The organism is Microbacterium sp. NPDC076895, assembly GCF_040687115.1.
Taxonomy (GTDB): Bacteria; Actinomycetota; Actinomycetes; order Actinomycetales; family Microbacteriaceae; genus Microbacterium.
Genome location: NZ_JBFBMQ010000006.1, coordinates 134,723 through 153,663 on the forward strand (window position 1 = coordinate 134,723; position 18,941 = coordinate 153,663).

Annotated in this window: 14 protein-coding genes, 1 other RNA gene and 2 pseudogenes; 11 read left to right on the forward strand and 6 right to left on the reverse strand. The window is 66.3% G+C overall.

Annotation, left to right across the window (positions count from 1 at the left end):
- Position 1: 1 nt before the first annotated feature.
- A complete protein-coding gene (locus AB0O89_RS07225; protein WP_363495646.1) occupies positions 2-1,024 on the forward strand; it encodes an SIR2 family protein in 1,023 nt (340 codons plus the stop codon).
- Between the two features lie 106 nt (positions 1,025-1,130).
- On the opposite strand, the gene AB0O89_RS07230 is transcribed toward AB0O89_RS07225, so the two are convergent.
- Together AB0O89_RS07230 and AB0O89_RS07235 are read right to left on the reverse strand one after the other, a co-directional pair.
- Positions 1,131-1,403, reverse strand: a complete 273-nt coding sequence (locus tag AB0O89_RS07230; RefSeq protein ID WP_363495649.1) for a helix-turn-helix transcriptional regulator — start codon at positions 1,401-1,403, stop codon at positions 1,131-1,133.
- Positions 1,404-1,870: 467 nt separating this feature from the next.
- Positions 1,871-2,362: pseudogene (locus AB0O89_RS07235) on the reverse strand (transposase); the annotation flags it as partial.
- Between the two features lie 39 nt (positions 2,363-2,401).
- Here AB0O89_RS07235 and AB0O89_RS07240 point away from each other — a divergent pair.
- A pseudogene (locus AB0O89_RS07240) lies at positions 2,402-2,650 on the forward strand (tyrosine-type recombinase/integrase); the annotation flags it as partial.
- On the opposite strand, the gene AB0O89_RS07245 reads toward AB0O89_RS07240, so the two are convergent.
- Complete coding sequence (locus AB0O89_RS07245; RefSeq protein ID WP_363495652.1) at positions 2,618-3,424, reverse strand: hypothetical protein; 807 nt, start codon at positions 3,422-3,424, stop codon at positions 2,618-2,620. The pseudogene AB0O89_RS07240 and the gene AB0O89_RS07245 overlap by 33 nt on opposite strands.
- A gap of 303 nt (positions 3,425-3,727) precedes the next feature.
- On the opposite strand from AB0O89_RS07245, the gene AB0O89_RS07250 reads away from it, so the two are divergent.
- From AB0O89_RS07250 to AB0O89_RS07260, 3 genes are read left to right on the forward strand one after another with little or no spacing between them, the layout of a single operon-like run.
- Positions 3,728-4,234, forward strand: coding sequence for a helix-turn-helix domain-containing protein (locus AB0O89_RS07250; RefSeq protein WP_300594638.1), 507 nt, complete (start codon positions 3,728-3,730; stop codon positions 4,232-4,234).
- Between the two features lie 2 nt (positions 4,235-4,236).
- Positions 4,237-4,809 carry a PIN domain-containing protein gene (locus tag AB0O89_RS07255; RefSeq protein WP_300594635.1) on the forward strand — a complete coding sequence of 191 codons (573 nt, stop codon included), beginning with the start codon at positions 4,237-4,239 and terminating at the stop codon, positions 4,807-4,809.
- A 10-nt stretch (positions 4,810-4,819) separates the two neighbouring features.
- Entirely contained in the window at positions 4,820-4,969 is a 150-nt protein-coding gene (locus tag AB0O89_RS07260; RefSeq protein WP_300594632.1) for a hypothetical protein, read from the forward strand.
- Between the two features lie 214 nt (positions 4,970-5,183).
- On the opposite strand, the gene AB0O89_RS07265 is transcribed toward AB0O89_RS07260, so the two are convergent.
- The 3 genes from AB0O89_RS07265 to AB0O89_RS07275 are packed head-to-tail and all read right to left on the reverse strand — an operon-like array spanning position 5,184 to position 9,704.
- A complete protein-coding gene (locus AB0O89_RS07265) occupies positions 5,184-7,472 on the reverse strand; it encodes a DUF3488 and transglutaminase-like domain-containing protein (protein ID WP_363495656.1) in 2,289 nt (762 codons plus the stop codon).
- Positions 7,469-8,689 (reverse strand): DUF58 domain-containing protein, encoded by a 1,221-nt coding sequence (locus tag AB0O89_RS07270; protein WP_363495659.1) that lies wholly within the window; start codon positions 8,687-8,689, stop codon positions 7,469-7,471. Before AB0O89_RS07270 ends, AB0O89_RS07265 begins: the two co-directional genes overlap by 4 nt.
- Position 8,690: 1 nt before the next feature.
- Complete coding sequence (locus AB0O89_RS07275) at positions 8,691-9,704, reverse strand: MoxR family ATPase (protein ID WP_363495662.1); 1,014 nt, start codon at positions 9,702-9,704, stop codon at positions 8,691-8,693.
- 141 nt (positions 9,705-9,845) lie between these two features.
- Here AB0O89_RS07275 and ffs point away from each other — a divergent pair.
- From ffs to AB0O89_RS07305, 6 genes are all read left to right on the forward strand, one after another.
- Positions 9,846-9,945: signal recognition particle sRNA small type (gene ffs / locus AB0O89_RS07280), an RNA gene on the forward strand.
- Between the two features lie 50 nt (positions 9,946-9,995).
- The gene (pta, locus tag AB0O89_RS07285) at positions 9,996-12,179 is read left to right on the forward strand and encodes a phosphate acetyltransferase (RefSeq protein WP_363495665.1); all 2,184 of its coding nucleotides are present in this window, start codon (positions 9,996-9,998) and stop codon (positions 12,177-12,179) included.
- A complete protein-coding gene (locus AB0O89_RS07290; RefSeq protein WP_363495668.1) occupies positions 12,176-13,408 on the forward strand; it encodes an acetate kinase in 1,233 nt (410 codons plus the stop codon). The genes pta and AB0O89_RS07290 overlap by 4 nt, the downstream gene beginning before the upstream one ends.
- A gap of 91 nt (positions 13,409-13,499) precedes the next feature.
- On the forward strand, positions 13,500-14,321 hold the full coding sequence (locus AB0O89_RS07295) for an HAD-IA family hydrolase (protein ID WP_363495808.1): 822 nt from the start codon (positions 13,500-13,502) through the stop codon (positions 14,319-14,321).
- Positions 14,318-16,861, forward strand: a complete 2,544-nt coding sequence (locus tag AB0O89_RS07300) for a glycosyl hydrolase family 65 protein (protein WP_363495671.1) — start codon at positions 14,318-14,320, stop codon at positions 16,859-16,861. Before AB0O89_RS07295 ends, AB0O89_RS07300 begins: the two co-directional genes overlap by 4 nt.
- Before the next feature lie 20 nt (positions 16,862-16,881).
- Positions 16,882-18,939, forward strand: a complete 2,058-nt coding sequence (locus tag AB0O89_RS07305) for a DNA polymerase III subunit gamma and tau (RefSeq protein ID WP_363495674.1) — start codon at positions 16,882-16,884, stop codon at positions 18,937-18,939.
- Positions 18,940-18,941 lie beyond the last annotated feature (2 nt).

An 18,941-nucleotide genomic window follows, 5' to 3' on the forward strand; every position in this document is an offset into this window, starting at 1 on the left:
CGTGCACGAGTGGGTTGCGGAGGCGGAAGGCCGGGTCGTCGTTGTTCTTGGCGCCGGCGCCTCGGTCCCTGGCGGGCTGCCAGTATCGAAGGACCTCACCGACCTCGTCATCGCGGGTATCGATCAGCAGTCCCGTGCGCCAGAGGCGTGGACCTTTGTGCGGGACCGATTGAACCTCACGTCGCTGGACATCGAGCAGCTGTACCGATCAATCGGTGATCTTCGTCAGGTGTTGGTCTTGCCCGAATGGCGTGCCCTCGTCGATGTACCTGGCAGCGTCGAAGCAAAGGCGTTGGCCGATCTCCAGTTCGACATCCTTGACTGGACCACCACAACACTTCGAGATCGCTCCGCTAACGCGGACACGACGTACCTCAATGCTCTGGTGAATGCCGATGTCCTCGGGATCGTCACGCTCAACTTCGACACCCTGGTCGAGAGCGCCGCGCTGCAGTGCGACGCCTCTATCTCAACTGGTGTCGATCACTGGGACGGCGGGTTTCACTGGCCTTCGTCAGCTGACGCCACGCCGTTGCTGAAGCTCCATGGATCGCTGAACTGGTATCAGGAACTCCGGAAGGCCGGCCCGATCCCGATCGGCGGGTATAGGACTCTCACCCGCGAAGACGAGTATCGGTTCGGCGGAGGAGGGGTCTTCTCGGATCTGCGGTTCGGCGCCGAGAATAAGCTGACCCAAGCGGGTGCGATGCCTGCGCTGTTTGAAGCCTTCATCGATCTTCTCGAGCGAAGCTCACTGGTGATCGCTGTCGGCTATAGCTTCCGCGACTCTCACGTCGATGTTGCGTTGGATCGATGGGCCGCGCTTGACGATAGTCGTCGTCTTCTCGTTGTTGACCCCGGACGACTGCCCGACGACCTGGCTGGGCTCGAGGCCTCCGGCAGCGACTGGTTCGGCCACATGATCGCGGGCTTGCGGCACGACCTCTGGGCCGGACGGCCCGAACGAGTGCAAGTGCTCGCGGAGTCAGCCGGGACCGCGTTTGGCCAGCTGTTCGGCCCATAGACGTTGAGCTGGGGGCAACTGCGCGCCCTATTCGAGCACTTCGTGCGGAATCACTGGCTGAGCGACTCCAACAACGAACAGCACGGGTCGTAGGTCAATCCGTAGATCACCGCTCGACGGTCGGCGTTGGCGTGCCGACTGACTTCGCGTGCCGCGCACAGACCGGGACGACCAGCTCAGGGAGCGGGACGCCCAGCGCGTGTGCGATCCCGTGCAAAGTCGAGATCTTCGCGGCTACGCGGCCTGCCTCAACTTCGATGACGGTCTTGCGGTGCACGCCCGAGGCCTCGGCGAGGTGCTCGATCGACATGCCTCGCTCGCGACGGAGCTGTGCGATCCCGACGCCGAGGGCGCGGAGGTCGGGCTTCGGGGCAGGCACCCATCAAAAGTCGCTGAGTAACGAAGATTGCACAGTAACCTAAACGCGCCTATGTGGTCGCTAGGCTGAGGCTCGAATGGCAACTGCGGCGGCGTCGCACGAATCTCTCATGGCTCACGGACGATGCCGCACCAAGGTCGCGGGGAGAACGCACGGCATGAATACAGCACGAATCGTGGACGGAATCCGCTCGGTGGCAGCACGGATCACGCAAGACTCCGCGCTCTCAACGAAGGATCGCCGCGCCGCGTGAACGCCGCACGAGTACCGCGCAGAGCCCGCACGATCACCACGATGATCCTGTCCGCAGGCGTTGTTGCGTTAGGCCTCGATCCACCGATGAGCCTTCGGCGGGTGGCGTCGGCGTGATGGGCGCGGCGTGATCGGCTGCGGGCAGGGGTGAGTTCCGGGCGTCTCATCCCGGTTGTCCACTTCGTTCTCGGTCGTGCCGCTGGTGGCGGCGGTGGTCAGCTGGCCGCGGCCGGTGGTGGTGGTGCGTGCGTCGCGGTGAAGAGTCGGTCGAACGCGGTCTGCCAGGGCCAGGCGTCCGGCAGGTGCAGGATGATGCGGCGCGCCGTCCGTGCCAGTCGTGCCGGCACTGAGATGAGGGTGCGGCGAATCGTTGCGGTCGTTGCCCGGGCGAGCCGCCCGCCTCGGTCGGCGATGAGTCCAGCGGCGCGAGTGAGGTTGAATGCGATCACGGCGAGGACGAGCCATGCGCTGTTCGCGGTGAACACTCCCGAGGGCAGGTGAGCGAGCGGGCCCGCCTTCAGGTCGGCGTGAACTTGCTCGATGATCGCGTGCCCGCGGTGGGTCTTGTCCGCCGCGACGGTTCCCATTGTCTGCTTGTCGGTGGTGGTGAAGAACGCGTGGTGCCGGTAGCTGTCGAACAAGGTCGGCTGCTCGACCTGCTTGGGGTTCAGGTCTGGGATCCGTCGGACCACCAGTCGTCCTTCAACGAGGCGAAGGAGCGTGGAGCGGAGGTCCCGCCGATCATGCCGCGTGTGACTCCTCACGACCTGCGCCACACCGCGGCGTCGCTCGCGATCAGCGCCGGGGCGAACGTCAAGGCCGTTCAGCGGATGCTGGGGCACGCGAGCGCGGCGATGACGCTCGATACATATGCGGAGCTCTTCGAGGACGACCTCGACTCCGTCGCGGTTGCGCTGGACAGCCAGCGCTCGAACGCGCTCATAGGCTGGGCGGAAGCGCAGTCAGCGCGTGAAGGTGACTCTGCCGCCGGCTAGCCCGTCAATGCTGACTTCGAACTCGATGCCATCGAGCGTTGACATGCTCCAGCCGTTGTTGAAGCTGTAGGTTGCGCCTGGGGCGAGGGCATCGAAGCGCGGATAGTCGAGGACGTCTCCGTCGCTCACCGACAGCATCTCCGTCTCTCCCTCAATTGCATTTGTGGCCTGAGTGAAGATGAAGTCGCTACCGCGGTCCTCGTCTGCAACGTTCGTGATGGTGACCGGGAAGTACACGTTCACGGGGAGTGCGGGCACTTGAGTTGCGCGGCTGTTCCAGAAGGTCGCGTCGTTGCTGGGTGTGAAGGAGACAGGCTCATGGACTGTGATCTCCAGTGCCACTTCACCTTCACGCGTCTCATCCGTGTAGAGCACGGTTTGTCCGAACGTGCAGTTGGCGGATGCGCCCGACATCGAGCACTCGGCGTCGTCGGCCGTGCCGGAGGCCGGCTCGTTGGTTGCTAGTTCTACGGGCGACTCTGAGGCTGGGACGGAAGGCGCCGACGTGTCCGGCTCCGAGTTCCGTTCGCTGAGCACTCCGATGGTGATGACGGTGACCAGGGCGAGTGCCACGGCTGCGCTGCCAATAATCCACGGCAGAGGCCGAGCCTTCGATCTTGCGCGGCGAAGGACAATCTCGGTCCGCAGCTTGCCCCGTTCTTGAGAGACGACTTGCCAACCATCGGCTTGCCATTTCTTGACAGCACGGTCTTCCATGCCGCGGACGGCGCGGATGGTCTTGAGTTCGTAGTTGGTGTTGGTGCTGTTCGTCATGACCTGAGTCCCTAGTTCATGGCCGGGCGTGGCAGATCTGAGCATACTGATCTGTCAGGTTCGTCCCGAGGCCGCCTCTGGGCGCAGTCGCCGTAGAGAAGCAGGCGTTGGTGCGGCTAGGAAATGCTTGGACGCGGCCACAGGCTCGGCCGGGAAACGCCGATGTCACAGCGGTGTGCCTCTGGGGTGGCGACGGTCGGCTGTGCGCCGATGATGTCGGTGAAGCGAAGCTCGGGTCCTCCACTTCCCGCCAATGTCCTGAACGATATGGCGGATTTGGCCGATTTGGGCGAATATGGATCCATGAGCACCGCATCCGTACGAACGAGAGACCCGTTGGTCGTCGACCCGCCTCAGGACCTCAGTGAGATGCTTGAGCTCGCGCGATTCCTGGAGCATCACACCGCTCCTGCGCTGCTGCTTGGTCCTGATGGCGAGCAGATTCCGCTCCCGATGGTGGCGTACGACGTGCTCCGGCAGGTGGTGTCGGCGATGGAGCGCGGCGAGGCTGTCAGCGTCGAACCCATCGATCGGCAGCTGACGACCCAGCAGGCGGCAACCCTGCTCGGTATCAGCCGCAACACCCTGGTCCGGTTGCTCGATGAAGATGAACTGCCCTTCGAGCGGTTTGGCGAGTCCAGGCATCGCAGGTTGCGACTGCACGACGTTCTCGCATACCGCGACCGAAAGCGCGCTGACCGACGGAGCCGCTTGGACGAGCTCACCCGGCAAGCGGACGAGGACGGGCTATATGACGTCGATGCGGACGCCTATAAAGAGGCGTTGGCTGAGGCGCGGAAGCAGTCGTAGCGGTGGCGCGGTTCACGGCATTCCTCGATGCGTGTGTGATCGTGCCCCTTGCGCCGTGTGACACCATGCTCCGGATGGCTGACGCGGGTGCGTTTCGCCCGGTCTGGTCGCAGAATGTCCTCGTCGAAGCGCTCCGAGCGCTCGAGCGCATTCACCCGGATGTCGATCCGAGCCGGTTCCGTAGCCGGTTTCGATCAATGAACGAAGCCTTTGACGATGCGCTCGTCGAAGGCTGGGAGCCGCTCGCCAAGGGCATCGAACTGCCCGACCCGAACGATGCCCACGTTGTGGCGGCCGCACTTCTCGGCAGGGCCGACCTCATTGTCACCGAGAACGTGAAGGACTTCCCAGACTCCGTACTCGCTCCGCTGGGGCTTGAGGCCATCCGGACCGACGCGTTCCTCCTGGATCAGTTCGATCTCTCGCCGCGGGGTGCCTGCCGGATCGTGACGGAACAGGCGGCCGCTATGCGTCAGCCACCCGTGGAGCTCACCCAGCTGCTTGATCGGCTTTCACGAAGCGGAGTTCCTGGCTTCGCGCAGAAGGTCCGCGAGGCTCTGGAGAGCGACGCGTAGCATCGGACAGATGCTGCGCGGCGAGAATTTCGAGCGAAACCGCGACGAGATCCAGAGGGCTGCGCTCGAGGAGTTGCGCGCACTCGACGGGTCCCCGAAGAGCGCTGTTCAGATGCTGACGGGCGCAAGCGACGACGAGCGCGGTGGCTTCGGTCGATGACCGAGGGCCAGCGGTAACGCAGCGGTAACGGAATATCTGCGCGCGCGTGTTTTCGACTGTGCGCACATGTGCCGAACTTCCGCGGAATCACGCCGATCTCGCCGGTCGAGCCGGCATTCGTTGACCTGCGATAGGGGTTCAAATCCCACCGTCACCGCCATTGTCCTGAGCCGCGACCCGTTTACGAACGGGTCGCGGCTCAGGGCTTTTTCGTCTACCCGCGGGTAAACAGGCCGAGCACCAGTGACCGAGGCGCGACGAGGGCGATCGAGCGTCGCGCAGGAGAGGCCGCCAGCATCACCTGACCGCGAACCTCTCGAGCCGCCTGGGCGAGCGTCCCGCGCTCGGTTCCGCCATCGCCGGGCCGCTGCCTCGACACCGTGCGAGCACCGGACAGTGCATACGACTCTCGTTCGATAGCCGACACGAGCACAGACATGGCATCCGCATCAACGCCGTACTCCCGCACGAGCCGGTCCCCGAGCATCCGCGGGGTGTCGCTACCTGCCACCCGGATGCCGAGATCCACCGCCGTATCCCGAACAACTGCCCACGTGGCCACCGCATCACCGCGCGTGGCCGAAGCAAGCAGTTGCCGTCGGCGCAGCTCAGCAACAACGCCCGGCGCGGCTAGCAGAGCGAGTAGCCCGAGGGTGAAGGCTCCCCAGCCGAACGCCGCGAGGTTGCGCTGCAGGGGAAGGGGAACCGAGGCATTCGGAGTGTCGAGGTTCTCGGAGAGGGCCGATCGCGTGGGCTGCGGCGTCGCCGACGGCGCGGATGAGGCGGTCGGCGTGGGGTTGGCAGCGTCGTTCTGGGCGGCATCCGTGGCCGATCCGAACCGCGTCGCCGTCCCGAGACTGTTGGTCGGCTCGAACGCGACCCAGCCGATCCCGTCGAAGTACACCTCTGGCCACGCGTGAAGCTGTCCGCTGAGCACCGACCGCACGTTCTGCCCGTCAACGACAGTGCTCGTGTTGACGCCGGGCAGATAGCCGACCACGATCCGCGAGGGCATATCGAGGGTTCGCGCCATGAGTGCGAACGCCGACGCGTAGTGCACGCAGTACCCGGACTTCACCTCGAGGAATGCCGCTGCGGCGTCAGCGCCTGACCCGTCGAACCCCTGCTCGACCGGGGCGTCGAGCGAGTACCGGAAGTCCGATCCGCGGAACCAGGACTGCATCGCGATCAGCGCGTCATAGTCGTTCGTGGTGCCGGCGGTGATCTCTCGCGCGGTCTGGGCGATGATCTCGGGGAGATTGTCGGGCAGAGCGGATGCCGTGTCCCGAACCTGGTCAGGGTTGGCATCCGCTGCACGGATCTGGTCGAGGGTCGGCTCGGGGACGCGGGTCTCGACGACATACGACTGTCCCTGCGTTGCTCCGTTGTCGCCCACGACCGTCCGGTTCAGCGGCATCACGTTCCACGAACCCGACAGGCCTTCGACTCCCACAGCAGGGAAGGGCACCGGAAGCCAGGATGCGGAGAGGTCGGTGATCTCGACAGTCGTGGAGTAGTCGGCCACCTCGATGCCGGGACCGGTTCCGACATCGCCGAACGCGGATCCGCCTTCCAAAGGAAGCGACCACGTGCGGTCGGGTTCCCAGACGGCGCCGGTGAACTCGCTGAGCGTTGCCACGCGCAGGTACGGAGGCAGCGGCGCGGTCGAGCGCATCCGCAGGACCTCGATCTGCTCGGGGCGACGCAGATCCTGCCCGAGTGAGAGGGATGCATCGATCCCGGCGGTCCCGCTCCCGGACGCAACCCGGGGGCCTGGCTGGGGGAGGGAGGGAGTGATCAGGAGGGTCGCGACGAGCGCGAGCGCGCCGATACCTGCTGCGACGGCGGAGGCGCCGCTTGCACGTCCTCCCCGAGGCTCCCGGCCGCGCGTCTCGGCGCGAAGCATCAGCAGCACGGCTGCTGCCAGTAGCGCGAACGACCAGAGGTTGACGGCGCTGGGCACCGCGAGCGCAGGAATCAGCGACACCGTGAACAGGGCGACACCGGCCAGGAGCGGCATCCGCGCTGTCAACGCGATGTGATCCACGGCAATCGTGAACAGGCCGGCCGCCCCGACGACCAAGAAGCTCAACGCCGGAGTGGGGACCATGGGGGCCGCGCTGTAGAGGATCTCCTCGGATGCTGTGACCACGAGGCCCGCTGCCTGATCGACGCTCCCAAAGACCGGGATGATCCCCCACAGAGCGGTCTCTCGCAGGAACACCACTGTGACGACGCCGATCGTCAGCGCCAGCTCGACGGCGCTGATACCGATCGCAGACATCCGGGTGCGGCGGAGCAGGAATCCTGTGGCCATAGTCGCCGCCGACAGCGCGAGGGCTCCCCAGATCCAGGCGCCGGGCGCGATGACTCGCGTTACGGGAAGAAGCGCGGCGACGATCCCGATCATCACACCGACGGTAAGCAGGGCGTCGGAGCGTCCGTTTCGCGTCCCCCGGCGGCGGGCGCTGCGCGCTGCCCGCCATCGTGTCGACAAGCTCATCGCCGCGGACCTTGATCGCGCGCGTCGTCCCACCAGCCGGGCATCTCGGGTCCCACGCGAATGGCCTGAACTCGCCACCCCAACTCCGCTGCGTGGTCGAAGGCGTCAGCGCTGGCGTCGGTGGCCAGCAGGATCGGCAGGGTCGTGTGTGTGCCGATGGGTGCCAGGGCTGCGACATCGGACTCAGAGACGGAGCCGGTGATGATGACGATCGGGCCACTGCCGACCCGAGCGAAGGCGCGCGGCAAATCATGGATGTTGTGCCCGGTGCCCGCGATGATGGTTGCGCAGTCCGCAGCGAACGCGTCGAGGAGCGCCTTTTCGCCCGGTTCGATGGGCTCGTGGAGCGGGGTTCCGTCGCTGTCGAGAACGCTGACGGTGTAGCCGTCGCGCGAGAGTTGCGCGACAGCCGACACGGTTGTGGCAACCGCTGCCTCGAAAGCGGGATCCTGCCCAGGCGCGGTAGCGGCCCCGGCCCCCCAGCGCGCGTCGTCCCGGTCGAGCACGACGACGGCATCCGGTGCCGATTCATTCTCCTCCTGGCGCACCATCAGTCCGTCGTAGTGAGCTGACGCACGCCAGTGGATGCGGCGCATCGAATCCCCCGGCTGATAGGGGCGGGCCAGCAGGTTGTCCACGCCATGGCCCCGCTGGGTGTGGGTGGCGTGGAGCGCCCCACCCGCTGTCGCCGTCATCGCACGCAGCGCCGTGACCTCGACCTGCGCGGGGGCGACCCTGACCGATTCGGCATCGACAACCCGCACCGCGCGGCGGGCCAGCCCGAAAGGGTCTTCGGTGACCACCCGCAGCGGGCCGAGAGAGTGGGTGCCGCGCATGCTCGGCGTCACGCTGTAGGTCACCGTCGCGACCCGCTCGGCTCCGCTCCACGTCAGATCACCCTCGAGTTCGCCGATGAAAACCGGGTCGGCGAGTTCGTGCCACCGCCCCGATCTACCCATCATGCGGTTCGGTGGCCGTAGCGTGACCGTGACCGTCGTGGGTTTGCCGACCGTCGAGACGTCAGGGACGATCCGTCGGGGTGTGGCGGCGGGAGCTGCCCGAAACCAGAGCGATGCGAGGCTCCCCGCGCACAGCACCGCCATGAGGACACCGAAGAACATAAGCTCGACGACGCCGGTCTCGCCCGCGATCACGAACGAGGCGATCGCAAGGATCAGGGCGCCGGTGCCCCGAAGCGTGAACGGCCACCAGTGCATGTCACCGGCGCGAGGCGAGGGGGACGCGGGCGCTTGCCGCGATCTGATCGAGGGCGCCTGCTACCGCTGCCTCGCCATGGTGTGCGCCACCGGCTGCTCGGGTGGCGATCAGGCGGTGGGCGAACACGGCATGCAGCAGGCCGGTGATGTCATCGGGAATGACAAAGGATCGCCCTTCCAGCGCCGCCGCCACCTTGGCGGCTCGCACCAGTTGCAGCGTCGCGCGCGGGCTCGCTCCGAGCTTCAGGTCAGGGTGAGCGCGGGTCGCCTGAGCAAGAGCGACGGTGTACTCCTCGATGGCCGGTGCCACGTGGATGTGCCGCGCCGCCACGATCAACTCCGCCACCTCGTGGGTCGTGACGACCGGTCGCACGGATTCGAGCGGGTTGACGGTCTCGCGCTGGCGCAGCATGAGCGCTTCGGCGCGAGCATCCGGGTACCCCATCGAGATCCGCATCGTGAACCTGTCGCGCTGCGCTTCGGGAAGAGCGTAGGTCCCCTCCATTTCGAGAGGGTTCTGGGTGGCAACGACCAGAAACGGATGCGGCACAAGGTGCGTGTGTCCATCGACGGTGACCTGGCGCTCTTCCATAGCTTCCAGGAGCGCGGACTGGGTCTTGGGGGAGGAGCGGTTGATCTCGTCGGCGATCACGATGTTCGCGAATACCGCTCCGGGCTTGAACTCGAACTCCCGATCGATGGGGTTGAAGGCCGAAACGCCGGTGACGTCGCCCGGGAGCAAGTCGGGCGTGAACTGGATGCGTCGCACGGCGGCATCGATGGATGCTGCCAGCGCCCGAGCGAGCATCGTCTTGCCGACGCCGGGAACGTCCTCGATGAGGAGGTGCCCCTCGGCAAGCAGGCAGATCAGAGCGCTGCGGGCAGCTTCCGGTTTGCCGTCTATCACCGAGGTGATCGCCCCGAGGATCGCGTCGGTGACCTCGGCGAAGCGCTCCACCGAAACCGGCGGGCTTCCCGCGGTGACCCGCTCCTCGCCGATGACGCTCTCGGTCATACCGCCCCCTCCGCCTGTGCGCGCGCCGCCTCGTCGGATACGCGGCGCCTCGTCGGTCGTTGCACAATCGTAACCTTGGCCGGGTGGGTGCGGCTCTGGGAGGACGCCGCGAATCCCGGCCGGGGCGAGTGGTTAGACTAGGGGAAGCTCTCCGCGCGGCGGCATCCAGGCCAACTCCCCCAGGACGGAAACGTAGCAAGGGTAACCAGGCTCTGCCGGGTGCGCGGAGAGTCTTACTTTTATCCGGCACCTCGCCTGCGCCGCTCCCGGGCTCGCGCCTAGACTGAACACGTGGCGCAGAGCATCTTCATCACCTCGGCAGAAGGTCACTCCGGAAAGTCCACCATCGCCCTGGGCGTACTCGATGCACTGAGTCATGCCACTCCGCGCGTTGGTGTGTTCCGAGCGATCGCTCGGTCGACTGTCGAACCCGACTACGTGCTCGAGATGCTTCTCGCTCACGACGGTGTCGATCTGCCGTACGAGGACTGCATCGGTGTGACCTACGACGAAGTGCGGGCCGATCCCGACGCGGCTCTGGGCAAGATCGTCGAGCGCTACAAGGCTGTCGAGGCGCAGTGCGACGCCGTCGTGATCGTGGGGAGCGACTATACGGATGTCGGATCCCCCGCGGAGCTCGGCTACAACGCCCGCATCGCGGCGAACCTCGGCGCGCCGGTTCTGCTCGTCATGAGTGGTCGGACCGGCGAAGCGGAAAAGCTCGGGTCGTCGCCCGCGCGCACTCCTGAGGAGATCGGGCAGATCACCGCCCTCGCGTTGGCGGAGCTCGCGCACGGCCGGGCAGGGCTGCTCGCGGTGGTCGTCAACCGTGCCGAACCGGATCGCATCGACGATGTCGTCGGGGCGGTGCGCGAGCTCGTCGATCACGCGCGCGAGCCCGAGCACGTGGCATCCGACGGTGTCGTGCCGGTGTGGGCGATCCCCGAGGACACGTTCCTCGTGGCCCCCACGATGCGCGAAGTCATGGCGGCGATCGATGGAACCCTGATCAAGGGCGACGCGGAACTTCTCTCACGCGAGGTCCTCGGTGTCGTGATCGCGGGGATGTCGATGGTCAATGTGCTTCCGCGGCTGAGCGAAAGCTCCATCGTCATGATCCCAGCCGACCGCACCGAAGTACTGCTGGCGACGCTGCTTGCTCACTCCTCGGGCACGTTCCCCTCGATCTCAGGCATCCTGCTCAACGGACCCTTCCCCCTGCCGGAGCAGATCGACAGGCTGATGGATGGCGTCGCCTCGAACCTCCCGGTCATCGCAACCGACGAGGGCACGTTCGAGACCGCCGTCAAGGTCATCAACACGCGCGGGCGTTTCGCGGCGGCATCCCAGCGGCGCTATGACACGGCACTGTCGATGTTCGAGCAGCACGTCGACACCGCGGTTCTGAGCAGATCGCTGGGTCTTGCCCGCTCGACAGTGGTAACCCCGCTCATGTTCGAGTACCAGCTGGTGGAGCGGTCCCGCTCGGATCGGCGCCGGATCGTTCTGCCCGAGGGAGGCGACGATCGTGTCATCCGTGCCGCGGCCACAGTTCTTGCGCGCGGGATCGCCGATCTCGTCATCCTCGGTGACGAGGGTGAGATCCGGACGCGGGCTGCGGAGCTCGGCGTCGACCTGTCTGCGGCGCAAATCATCAGCCCCTTCGACCCCGCCTACGTCGAGCAGTTCGCGCAGGAGTACGCGCGCCTGCGGGCCCACAAGGGGATCTCGCTCGATCAGGCAGCCGACACCGTCACCGACGTGTCCTACTTCGGGACGCTGATGGTCCACCTCGGCCTGGCCGATGGCATGGTCTCGGGGGCCGCGCACACGACGGCCCACACGATCCGTCCGGCGTTCGAGATCATCAAGACCAAGCCGGGTGTGTCCGTCGTCTCGAGCGTTTTCCTGATGGCTCTGGCCGACCGGGTGCTTGTCTACGGCGACTGCGCCGTGATTCCCGACCCCACAGCCGAGCAACTCGCCGACATCGCAATCTCGTCTGCAGCGACAGCCTCCCAATTCGGGATCGACCCCCGCGTCGCGATGCTGTCGTACTCGACAGGGGAGTCGGGGTCGGGGGCGGATGTCGAGAAGGTGCGCGCAGCAACCGCCTTCGTTCGCGACCGGGCACCAGAGCTGCTCGTCGAGGGTCCCATCCAGTACGACGCAGCGGCCGACGCGGCAGTTGCCGCAGCGAAGATGCCCGGATCCCAGGTCGCCGGTCGAGCCACGGTGTTCGTCTTCCCCGACCTCAACACGGGGAACAACACCTATAAGGCAGTTCAGCGCTCAGCAGGTGCCGTCGCGATCGGACCCGTGCTGCAGGGCCTGAACAAGCCCATCAACGATCTGTCGCGCGGCGCCCTCGTCGACGACATCGTCAACACCATCGCGATCACCGCGATTCAGGCTCAAGCGGATGCCGACACCCCGGTTCCGGCATCCACCGAGAAGGAAGGGACCACCGCATGAGTGTCGTCCTCGTCGTCAACAGCGGTTCGTCGTCATTCAAGTACCAGCTGATCGACATGGACAACGAAGCGGTGCTCGCCTCGGGCCTCGTGGAGCGGATCGGCCAAGACAACGGTCACTCGCGCCACACCGTTACCGCGGCAGACTTTGCCGCTGACGAGCCAGCACCGACCTTCGTGAGCGCGACCTCCGAGCGCGATCTGCCGATTCCCGACCACACCGCAGGCTTCCAGGTGATGCTCGATGCCTTCGCGGCACATGGTCCGTCCCTGGACACGAACCCGCCCGTGGCGGTTGGGCACCGCGTCGTGCACGGTGGGGCGCGCTTCTTCGAGCCGACGCTGGTCACCCCGCTCGTGCTCATCAATATCGAAGACCTCTCGGTCCTCGCGCCCCTCCACAACCCGGGGGCGGTCCAGGGCATCCGTGCTGCGCAGGAAGCTTTCGACGCGATTCCCCACGTCGCCGTCTTCGACACCGCGTTCCACCAAACGCTTGCCCCCGCCGCCTACACGTATGCGATCGACCGCGAACTTGCCGAGCAGCATCGCCTGCGCCGGTACGGGTTCCACGGCACCTCGCACAAGTTCGTGAGCGAAGCAGCAGCGGCATTCCTCGGCCGTCCGCTCGGAGACCTCAAGCAGATCGTGTTCCATCTCGGGAACGGAGCTTCGGTCACCGCGATCGATGGCGGTCGGTCGGTGGACACCTCCATGGGGCTCACGCCGTTGGAGGGCCTGGTCATGGGCACCCGCTCGGGCGACGTTGACCCGGCCATCGTCTTCCAGCTCGCGCGGCGCGCAGGTTTGTCCATCGACGACCTCGACGACCTGCTCAACAAGCGTTCGGGGCTGCTCGGGCTTGCGGGAGCCTCCGACATGCGCGACATCGAACAGCGTTATGAGGATGGTGATGAGGCTGCGACACTCGCCTTCGATGTCTACATCCATCGCCTCCGCACCTACGCCGGTGCGTATCTCGCGCAGCTCGGCGGTGTGGATGTCATCTCCTTCACCGCCGGCATCGGTGAAAACTCGCCCATCATTCGTGCGGCAGCCCTCGAAACCCTCGGCTTTGCGGGAGTGGAGATCGAACCCGAACGAAACGAGCGGCGGGAGCGCGGCATCCGTCGTATCTCGACCGATGCGTCTGAGGTGAGCGTCCTGGTCGTACCGACCAATGAAGAACTCGAGATCGCTCGGCAAACTCTGGGCGTCGCGCAGGGCTGAGCGCCCGCAAACCAGCATTACGGCAGGGTCGAACTACTACGCTGGCACCACGGCGTCAGCCGTACCCGACCTATTGCCATGGCTCGTGCCCATGCTTTCGACATCGCCACCCGCCGGGAGGATTCCTGTGGCCGACGCTCTTCCCGATCTCACCGCCTACGATGCGGTGCTCTTCGATCTGGACGGGGTACTGACACCGACCGCCGAGGTGCACATGCACGCGTGGCAGTCGATGTTCCAGGAGCTCTTCGCGGCGTGGAACATCACGCCCGAGTACACCGAGCGTGACTACTTCGAGCACCTCGACGGCAAGAAGCGCTACGACGGTGTTGCGAGCTTGTTGTGGAGCCGCGATGTCGAGGTGCCCTGGGGTGACCCGAGCGATGCGCCCGAGCTCGACACCGTCTGCGGCATCGGCAACCGCAAGAACGCCGTCTTTGAGAGCGTGCTGCGAAGCGAGGGCATCGCGCCGTACCCGGGCTCGCTTGCGCTGCTGGATGTGCTGCGGGACGCCGGCACCAGGATCGCCGTGGTCTCAAGCTCCAAGAACGCCCGCGAAGTGCTCACCGCCGCGGGGATCATCGATCGCTTCGAGGTGATCATGGACGGTGTCATCGCCGAGCGTGACGGCCTGGCCTCCAAGCCCGCTCCCGACGTGTTCGTCGAGGCTGCCGCGATGCTCGGGGTGGACCCGGCATCCAGCGCGGCTGTCGAAGACGCCCTGTCAGGGGTGCGCTCCGCGGCTGCTGGCGGATTCGCGCTCGTGGTCGGCGTCGACCGCGGCGTGGGGGCTGAGATTCTGCGCGACGCGGGTGCGCACGTGGTGGTCTCCGACCTGGCTGAGTTTCTCGACGGCGACGGTGCCGGCATCCCTACCGCTGCTCTCGCACCCGAACCGGAGGAGTCCGCGTGATCGATCGTGATCGCTATCCCATCGACCCATGGCGGCTCATCGAGACGAGCTATTCGCACGACGAGGTCGGTGTCTCTGAGACACTCTTCGCCGTCGGTAACGGATACCTGGGCTTGCGTGGCAACAGCCCGGAGGGTCGCTTTGCGCACGAGCACGGCACCTTCATCAACGGCTTCCACGAAGTGTTCCCGATCCGGCACGCGGAGCAGGCTTATGGGTTCGCCGAGGTAGGCCAGACGATCATCAACGCCCCGGATGCCAAGATCATGCGGGTCTACGTCGATGACGAGCCGCTGTCGCTGGATATCGCCGATGTGCGCGAGTACGAGCGCGTCCTCGACATGCGCGACGGTGTCATGCGTCGACGGATCCTCTGGGTGACACCGTCGGGCAAAGAGGTCCTCATCGAGGATGAACGGCTCGTGTCTTTCGAGGAGAAGCACCTCGCGATCCTGCGGCAGACCGTCACGGTGCTGAACGCCGATGCTCCGGTCACGATCAGCTGTCAGATCATCAACCGCCAAGACGGCGAGGATGTCTACGGCGGCACTCCCGTCGCGCCCAAGAAGGCGGGCTTCGATCCTCGCCGAGCCGAGCGAATCCACCAGCGCGTACTCCAACCACAGGAGTACTGGCAGGACGGCGCGCGATCGGCCCTCGCCTACAAGGCCACCGAATCGGAGATGACGATCGCGGTCGTCGCCGACCACATCATCACCACCGACAACGAGTACGACCCGCGCCGCCTGATCGAACCCGACATCGCCAAGAACGTGTTCCGGGTGCGAGCGAAGGCGGGTGTGCCGGTCACCGTCACCAAGCTCGTGAGCTATCACACCTCGCGCGGTGTCCCCGCGCGAGAACTGGTCGATCGGTGCCGGCGAACCCTCGATCGCGCGGAGGCCGAGGGCGTCGACGCCTTCTTCACGGGCCAGCGCGAATGGCTGGATGCCTTCTGGGATCGCTCGGACGTTCGGATCGGCGGCCACGACGATCTGCAGCAGGCGACGCGGTGGTGCCTCTTCCAGCTCGCCCAGGCTGCCGCGCGCGCCGACGGGCTCGGCGTTCCCGCAAAGGGCGTTTCAGGATCGGGGTACTCGGGTCACTACTTCTGGGACACCGAGATCTACGTCCTGCCGTTCCTGGCTTATACGACTCCGCAGTGGGCGAGAAATGCACTGCGGATGCGCTACCTCATGCTTCCGGCCGCACGTCGGCGCGCGCGTCAGCTCAACGAGGCCGGCGTGCTCTTTCCTTGGCGCACGATCAACGGTGAAGAGGCCTCGGCCTACTACGCCGCTGGTACCGCGCAGTATCACATCAACGCCGACGTGAGTTTTGCGCTCGCGAAGTACGTGCGGGCGACGGGCGACACCGAGTTCCTCTACCGCGAGGGCGTCGACATCGCCGTCGAGACAGCCCGGATGTGGGCGAGCCTCGGCTTCTGGCGCGAGACGGAGCTCGACTCCGAGCGTTCCTTCCACATCCACGGTGTGACGGGACCTGACGAATACACGACAGTCGTCAACGACAATCTCTTCACGAATGTCATGGCGCGCTTCAATCTGCGATTCGCCGCGCACACGCTGCGCGACATGGCCCTGGACGCGCCGGAGGACTACCGCCTCATGGTGGATCGGCTCGGCCTCGCGGAACACGAGATCGAGTCGTGGGAGGCTGCGGCCGAGGCGATGAACATTCCGTTCAGCGATGCCTTCGGTATCCACCCCCAAGACGCGGTCTTCCTCGAGAAGGAAGTCTGGGACCTCGAGAACACCTCGCCCGACCAGCGGCCGCTGCTGCTGCACTTCCACCCGCTCGTCATCTACCGGTACCAGGTGCTCAAGCAAGCGGATGTCGTGCTGGCGCTGTTCTTGCAGGGCAACCACTTCACGGCGGAGGAAAAGCTCGCCGACTTCGAGTACTACGACCCGCTGACGACGGGGGATTCGACGCTGTCGGCGGTCGTCCAGGCGATCCTCGCCGCGGAGGTCGGTTACCAGGACCTCGCGCTGCGCTACTTCCTCGAGTCGATCTATGTCGATCTCGGTGACCTGCACCACAACGCGGCGGACGGCGTTCATGTCGCGTCGGCGGGCGGCGTCTGGACAGCGCTGGTGAGCGGATTCGGCGGTATGCGCGACCACTTCGGCGAGCTGAGCTTCGACCCCCGGCTTCCTGCCGACTGGCCCGAGCTCTCGTTCACTCTGCACTGGCAGGCCACACGGCTCCAGGTCACGATCACCCGAGACCGCATGTGGATCGCTGCGGGGCCGGGGGAGGCGGTGGAGTTCTCGGTGCGGGGCGCACGATACGTCGTCGAGCCCGAGCAGGAGCTGATGATTCCGCTTGCCGATCAGGGCCCGGTGATCCCCGGGCGGCCGTCGATTCGCCAGTTTGCGGATGTCACCCGCGACGACGGGTCGCTGCTGTCGGCATCCGTGCCGGTGGTCACGACCTCGATCCCGATCGTCGGCTCGCCGGAGACGTTCGAGAGCGTGCCGGAGCAGCTGCCGCAGGCCGCTGACCCGATGTCGTGACCACGCCCTAGGCTGGGTGAATGACCACCGCCCTGTACCGCCGGTACCGCCCCGAGGCGTTCGGCGAGATGATCGGGCAGAGTCAGGTCACCGAGCCGCTGATGACCGCGCTGCGGGGCGACCGCGTCGGGCACGCCTACCTGTTTTCTGGTCCCCGCGGGTGCGGCAAGACGACCTCGGCGCGCATTCTTGCGCGGTGCCTGAACTGTGCCCAGGGACCGACCGACACCCCCTGTGGGGAGTGCGACAGTTGCATCGAGCTCGGACGCGGTGGTGGGGGATCGCTGGATGTCGTCGAGATCGATGCCGCCAGCCACAACGGTGTCGACGATGCTCGCGACTTGCGGGAGCGCGCTGTCTTCGCGCCCGCGCGCGACCGGTTCAAGATCTTCATCCTCGACGAAGCGCACATGGTGACGCCGCAGGGCTTCAATGCCCTGCTCAAGCTCGTCGAAGAGCCTCCCGACCACGTGAAGTTCATCTTCGCGACGACCGAGCCCGAGAAGGTCATCGGCACGATCCGGTCGCGCACGCACCACTACCCGTTCCGGCTCGTTCCGCCTGCGGCGATGCTCGAGTATGTGGGCACGCTTTGCGAGAGCGAGGGTGTTGTCGTCGATCCCGGCGTGCTGCCACTGGTCGTGCGTGCCGGCGGCGGGTCGCCGCGAGACACGCTGTCGCTGCTGGACCAGCTCATCGCGGGCTCGGAGGGCGCGGTCACCTACGAGCGTGCGGTTGCGCTTCTCGGCTACACGCACGCCGAGCTACTCGATGAGATCGTCGACGCGCTCGCGGCATCCGATGCTGGCGCGGTCTTCGCCGCCGTGGATCGGGTCGTGCAGACCGGGCAAGACCCGCGTCGGTTTGTCGACGATCTTCTCGAGCGACTGCGTGACCTGATCGTCGTTGCCGCGACCGGAGACGGTGCTGCAGCCGTGCTGCGCGGTGCCTCACCCGAAGACCTGCACCGGATGTCGGCGCAGGCCGACCGGTTCGGCGCTCAGCGGCTCTCGCGCACTGCCGATGTCGTGGTCGCCGCGCTCGACGAGATGACCGGTGCTACGTCGCCTCGGCTGCAGCTCGAGCTGATGTGTGCGCGGGTTCTTGCGCTGGCAACCGCAGGATCGGTGGTTCCGGCTCCGGCACCTGCCGCTGCTCCCGCCCCGGCTCCTGCTACCGCTGCTCCCGCCCAAGCTCCCGCTGCCGCTGCGCCTGCCCCCGCTGCTGCTCCTGCTGCCGCCGAGGCCCCCGCTCCGGCATCAGCGCCCGCAGCTTCGACGCCTGCCCCCGAAGCGAACGTTCCGCCGACTCCTCCCGCGCCACCGACCGAGCCGGTGACGCTCGACGTTGTGCGTGAGCGGTGGGCAGACGTACTCGGTGTGCTTGAGGGCATCAGCCGGTCGTCGTGGTTGCTGGTGTCGGTGGCGAGCGTTGCCGACTTCTCCGGCGACGTGCTCACCCTCACGTTCGCCAACGCCTCCGACGTTGCCAAGTTCAAGCATCTTCTTGCCGGCGCAGGACCCAGCGAGGATCTTCGGACTGCGATCAAGCAGGTACTTGGCATCCGGGTGAAGTACCTCGCCAAGCATGACCCCGCAGCCGGTTCCACGGATTCGGCCGGCCCGTCAGATGAGGGACCCTCCGGTGGGTCGGGCCCTGCCGGGCCGACGCCTGCGCCCAAACCTCGCGGGGGAGCGACAGCGGCGGCCGCGGCTCCCGCCGTGACGGACTGGGCGGTTGCTCCGATCCCTTCCTCCGCCGAGGCACCGACCGCCGTCCTTGCCCCGTCTCTCGCCGTCGACGACGAGCCTGAGGATGCGCCGGCCAGTGTCGCTACGTACGTTCCCGCTCCCCGCGAGGGCGACGTGATGGCAGCCGACGAACCACTCCCCGGCGACGATGAAGACAGCGACGCAGTCGATCTGGATGTCGCTCTCGACCAGGCGCCGGTGATCGCACAGCGGATCGCGCGCGCGCCCGACGGGGCACAGCGCTACGGAGAGGCTGTCGTTCGCCAGTTGCTGGATGCGCGCTTCATCCGTGAAGAGCCGCACGCGTCACCGACGAGGTTCGGCTGAAC

Bases quoted from the DNA above. Each gene is read 5' to 3' on its own strand.
- AB0O89_RS07245 (WP_363495652.1), bottom strand. From the start codon at position 3,424: ATGACGAACAGCACCAACACCAACTACGAACTCAAGACCATCCGCGCC.
- AB0O89_RS07250 (WP_300594638.1), top strand. From the start codon at position 3,728: ATGAGCACCGCATCCGTACGAACGAGAGACCCGTTGGTCGTCGACCCG.
- AB0O89_RS07260 (WP_300594632.1), top strand. From the start codon at position 4,820: ATGCTGCGCGGCGAGAATTTCGAGCGAAACCGCGACGAGATCCAGAGG.
- AB0O89_RS07265 (WP_363495656.1), bottom strand. From the start codon at position 7,472: ATGAGCTTGTCGACACGATGGCGGGCAGCGCGCAGCGCCCGCCGCCGG.
- AB0O89_RS07270 (WP_363495659.1), bottom strand. From the start codon at position 8,689: ATGCACTGGTGGCCGTTCACGCTTCGGGGCACCGGCGCCCTGATCCTT.
- AB0O89_RS07275 (WP_363495662.1), bottom strand. From the start codon at position 9,704: ATGACCGAGAGCGTCATCGGCGAGGAGCGGGTCACCGCGGGAAGCCCG.
- AB0O89_RS07290 (WP_363495668.1), top strand. From the start codon at position 12,176: ATGAGTGTCGTCCTCGTCGTCAACAGCGGTTCGTCGTCATTCAAGTAC.
- AB0O89_RS07295 (WP_363495808.1), top strand. From the start codon at position 13,500: ATGCTTTCGACATCGCCACCCGCCGGGAGGATTCCTGTGGCCGACGCT.
- AB0O89_RS07305 (WP_363495674.1), top strand. From the start codon at position 16,882: ATGACCACCGCCCTGTACCGCCGGTACCGCCCCGAGGCGTTCGGCGAG.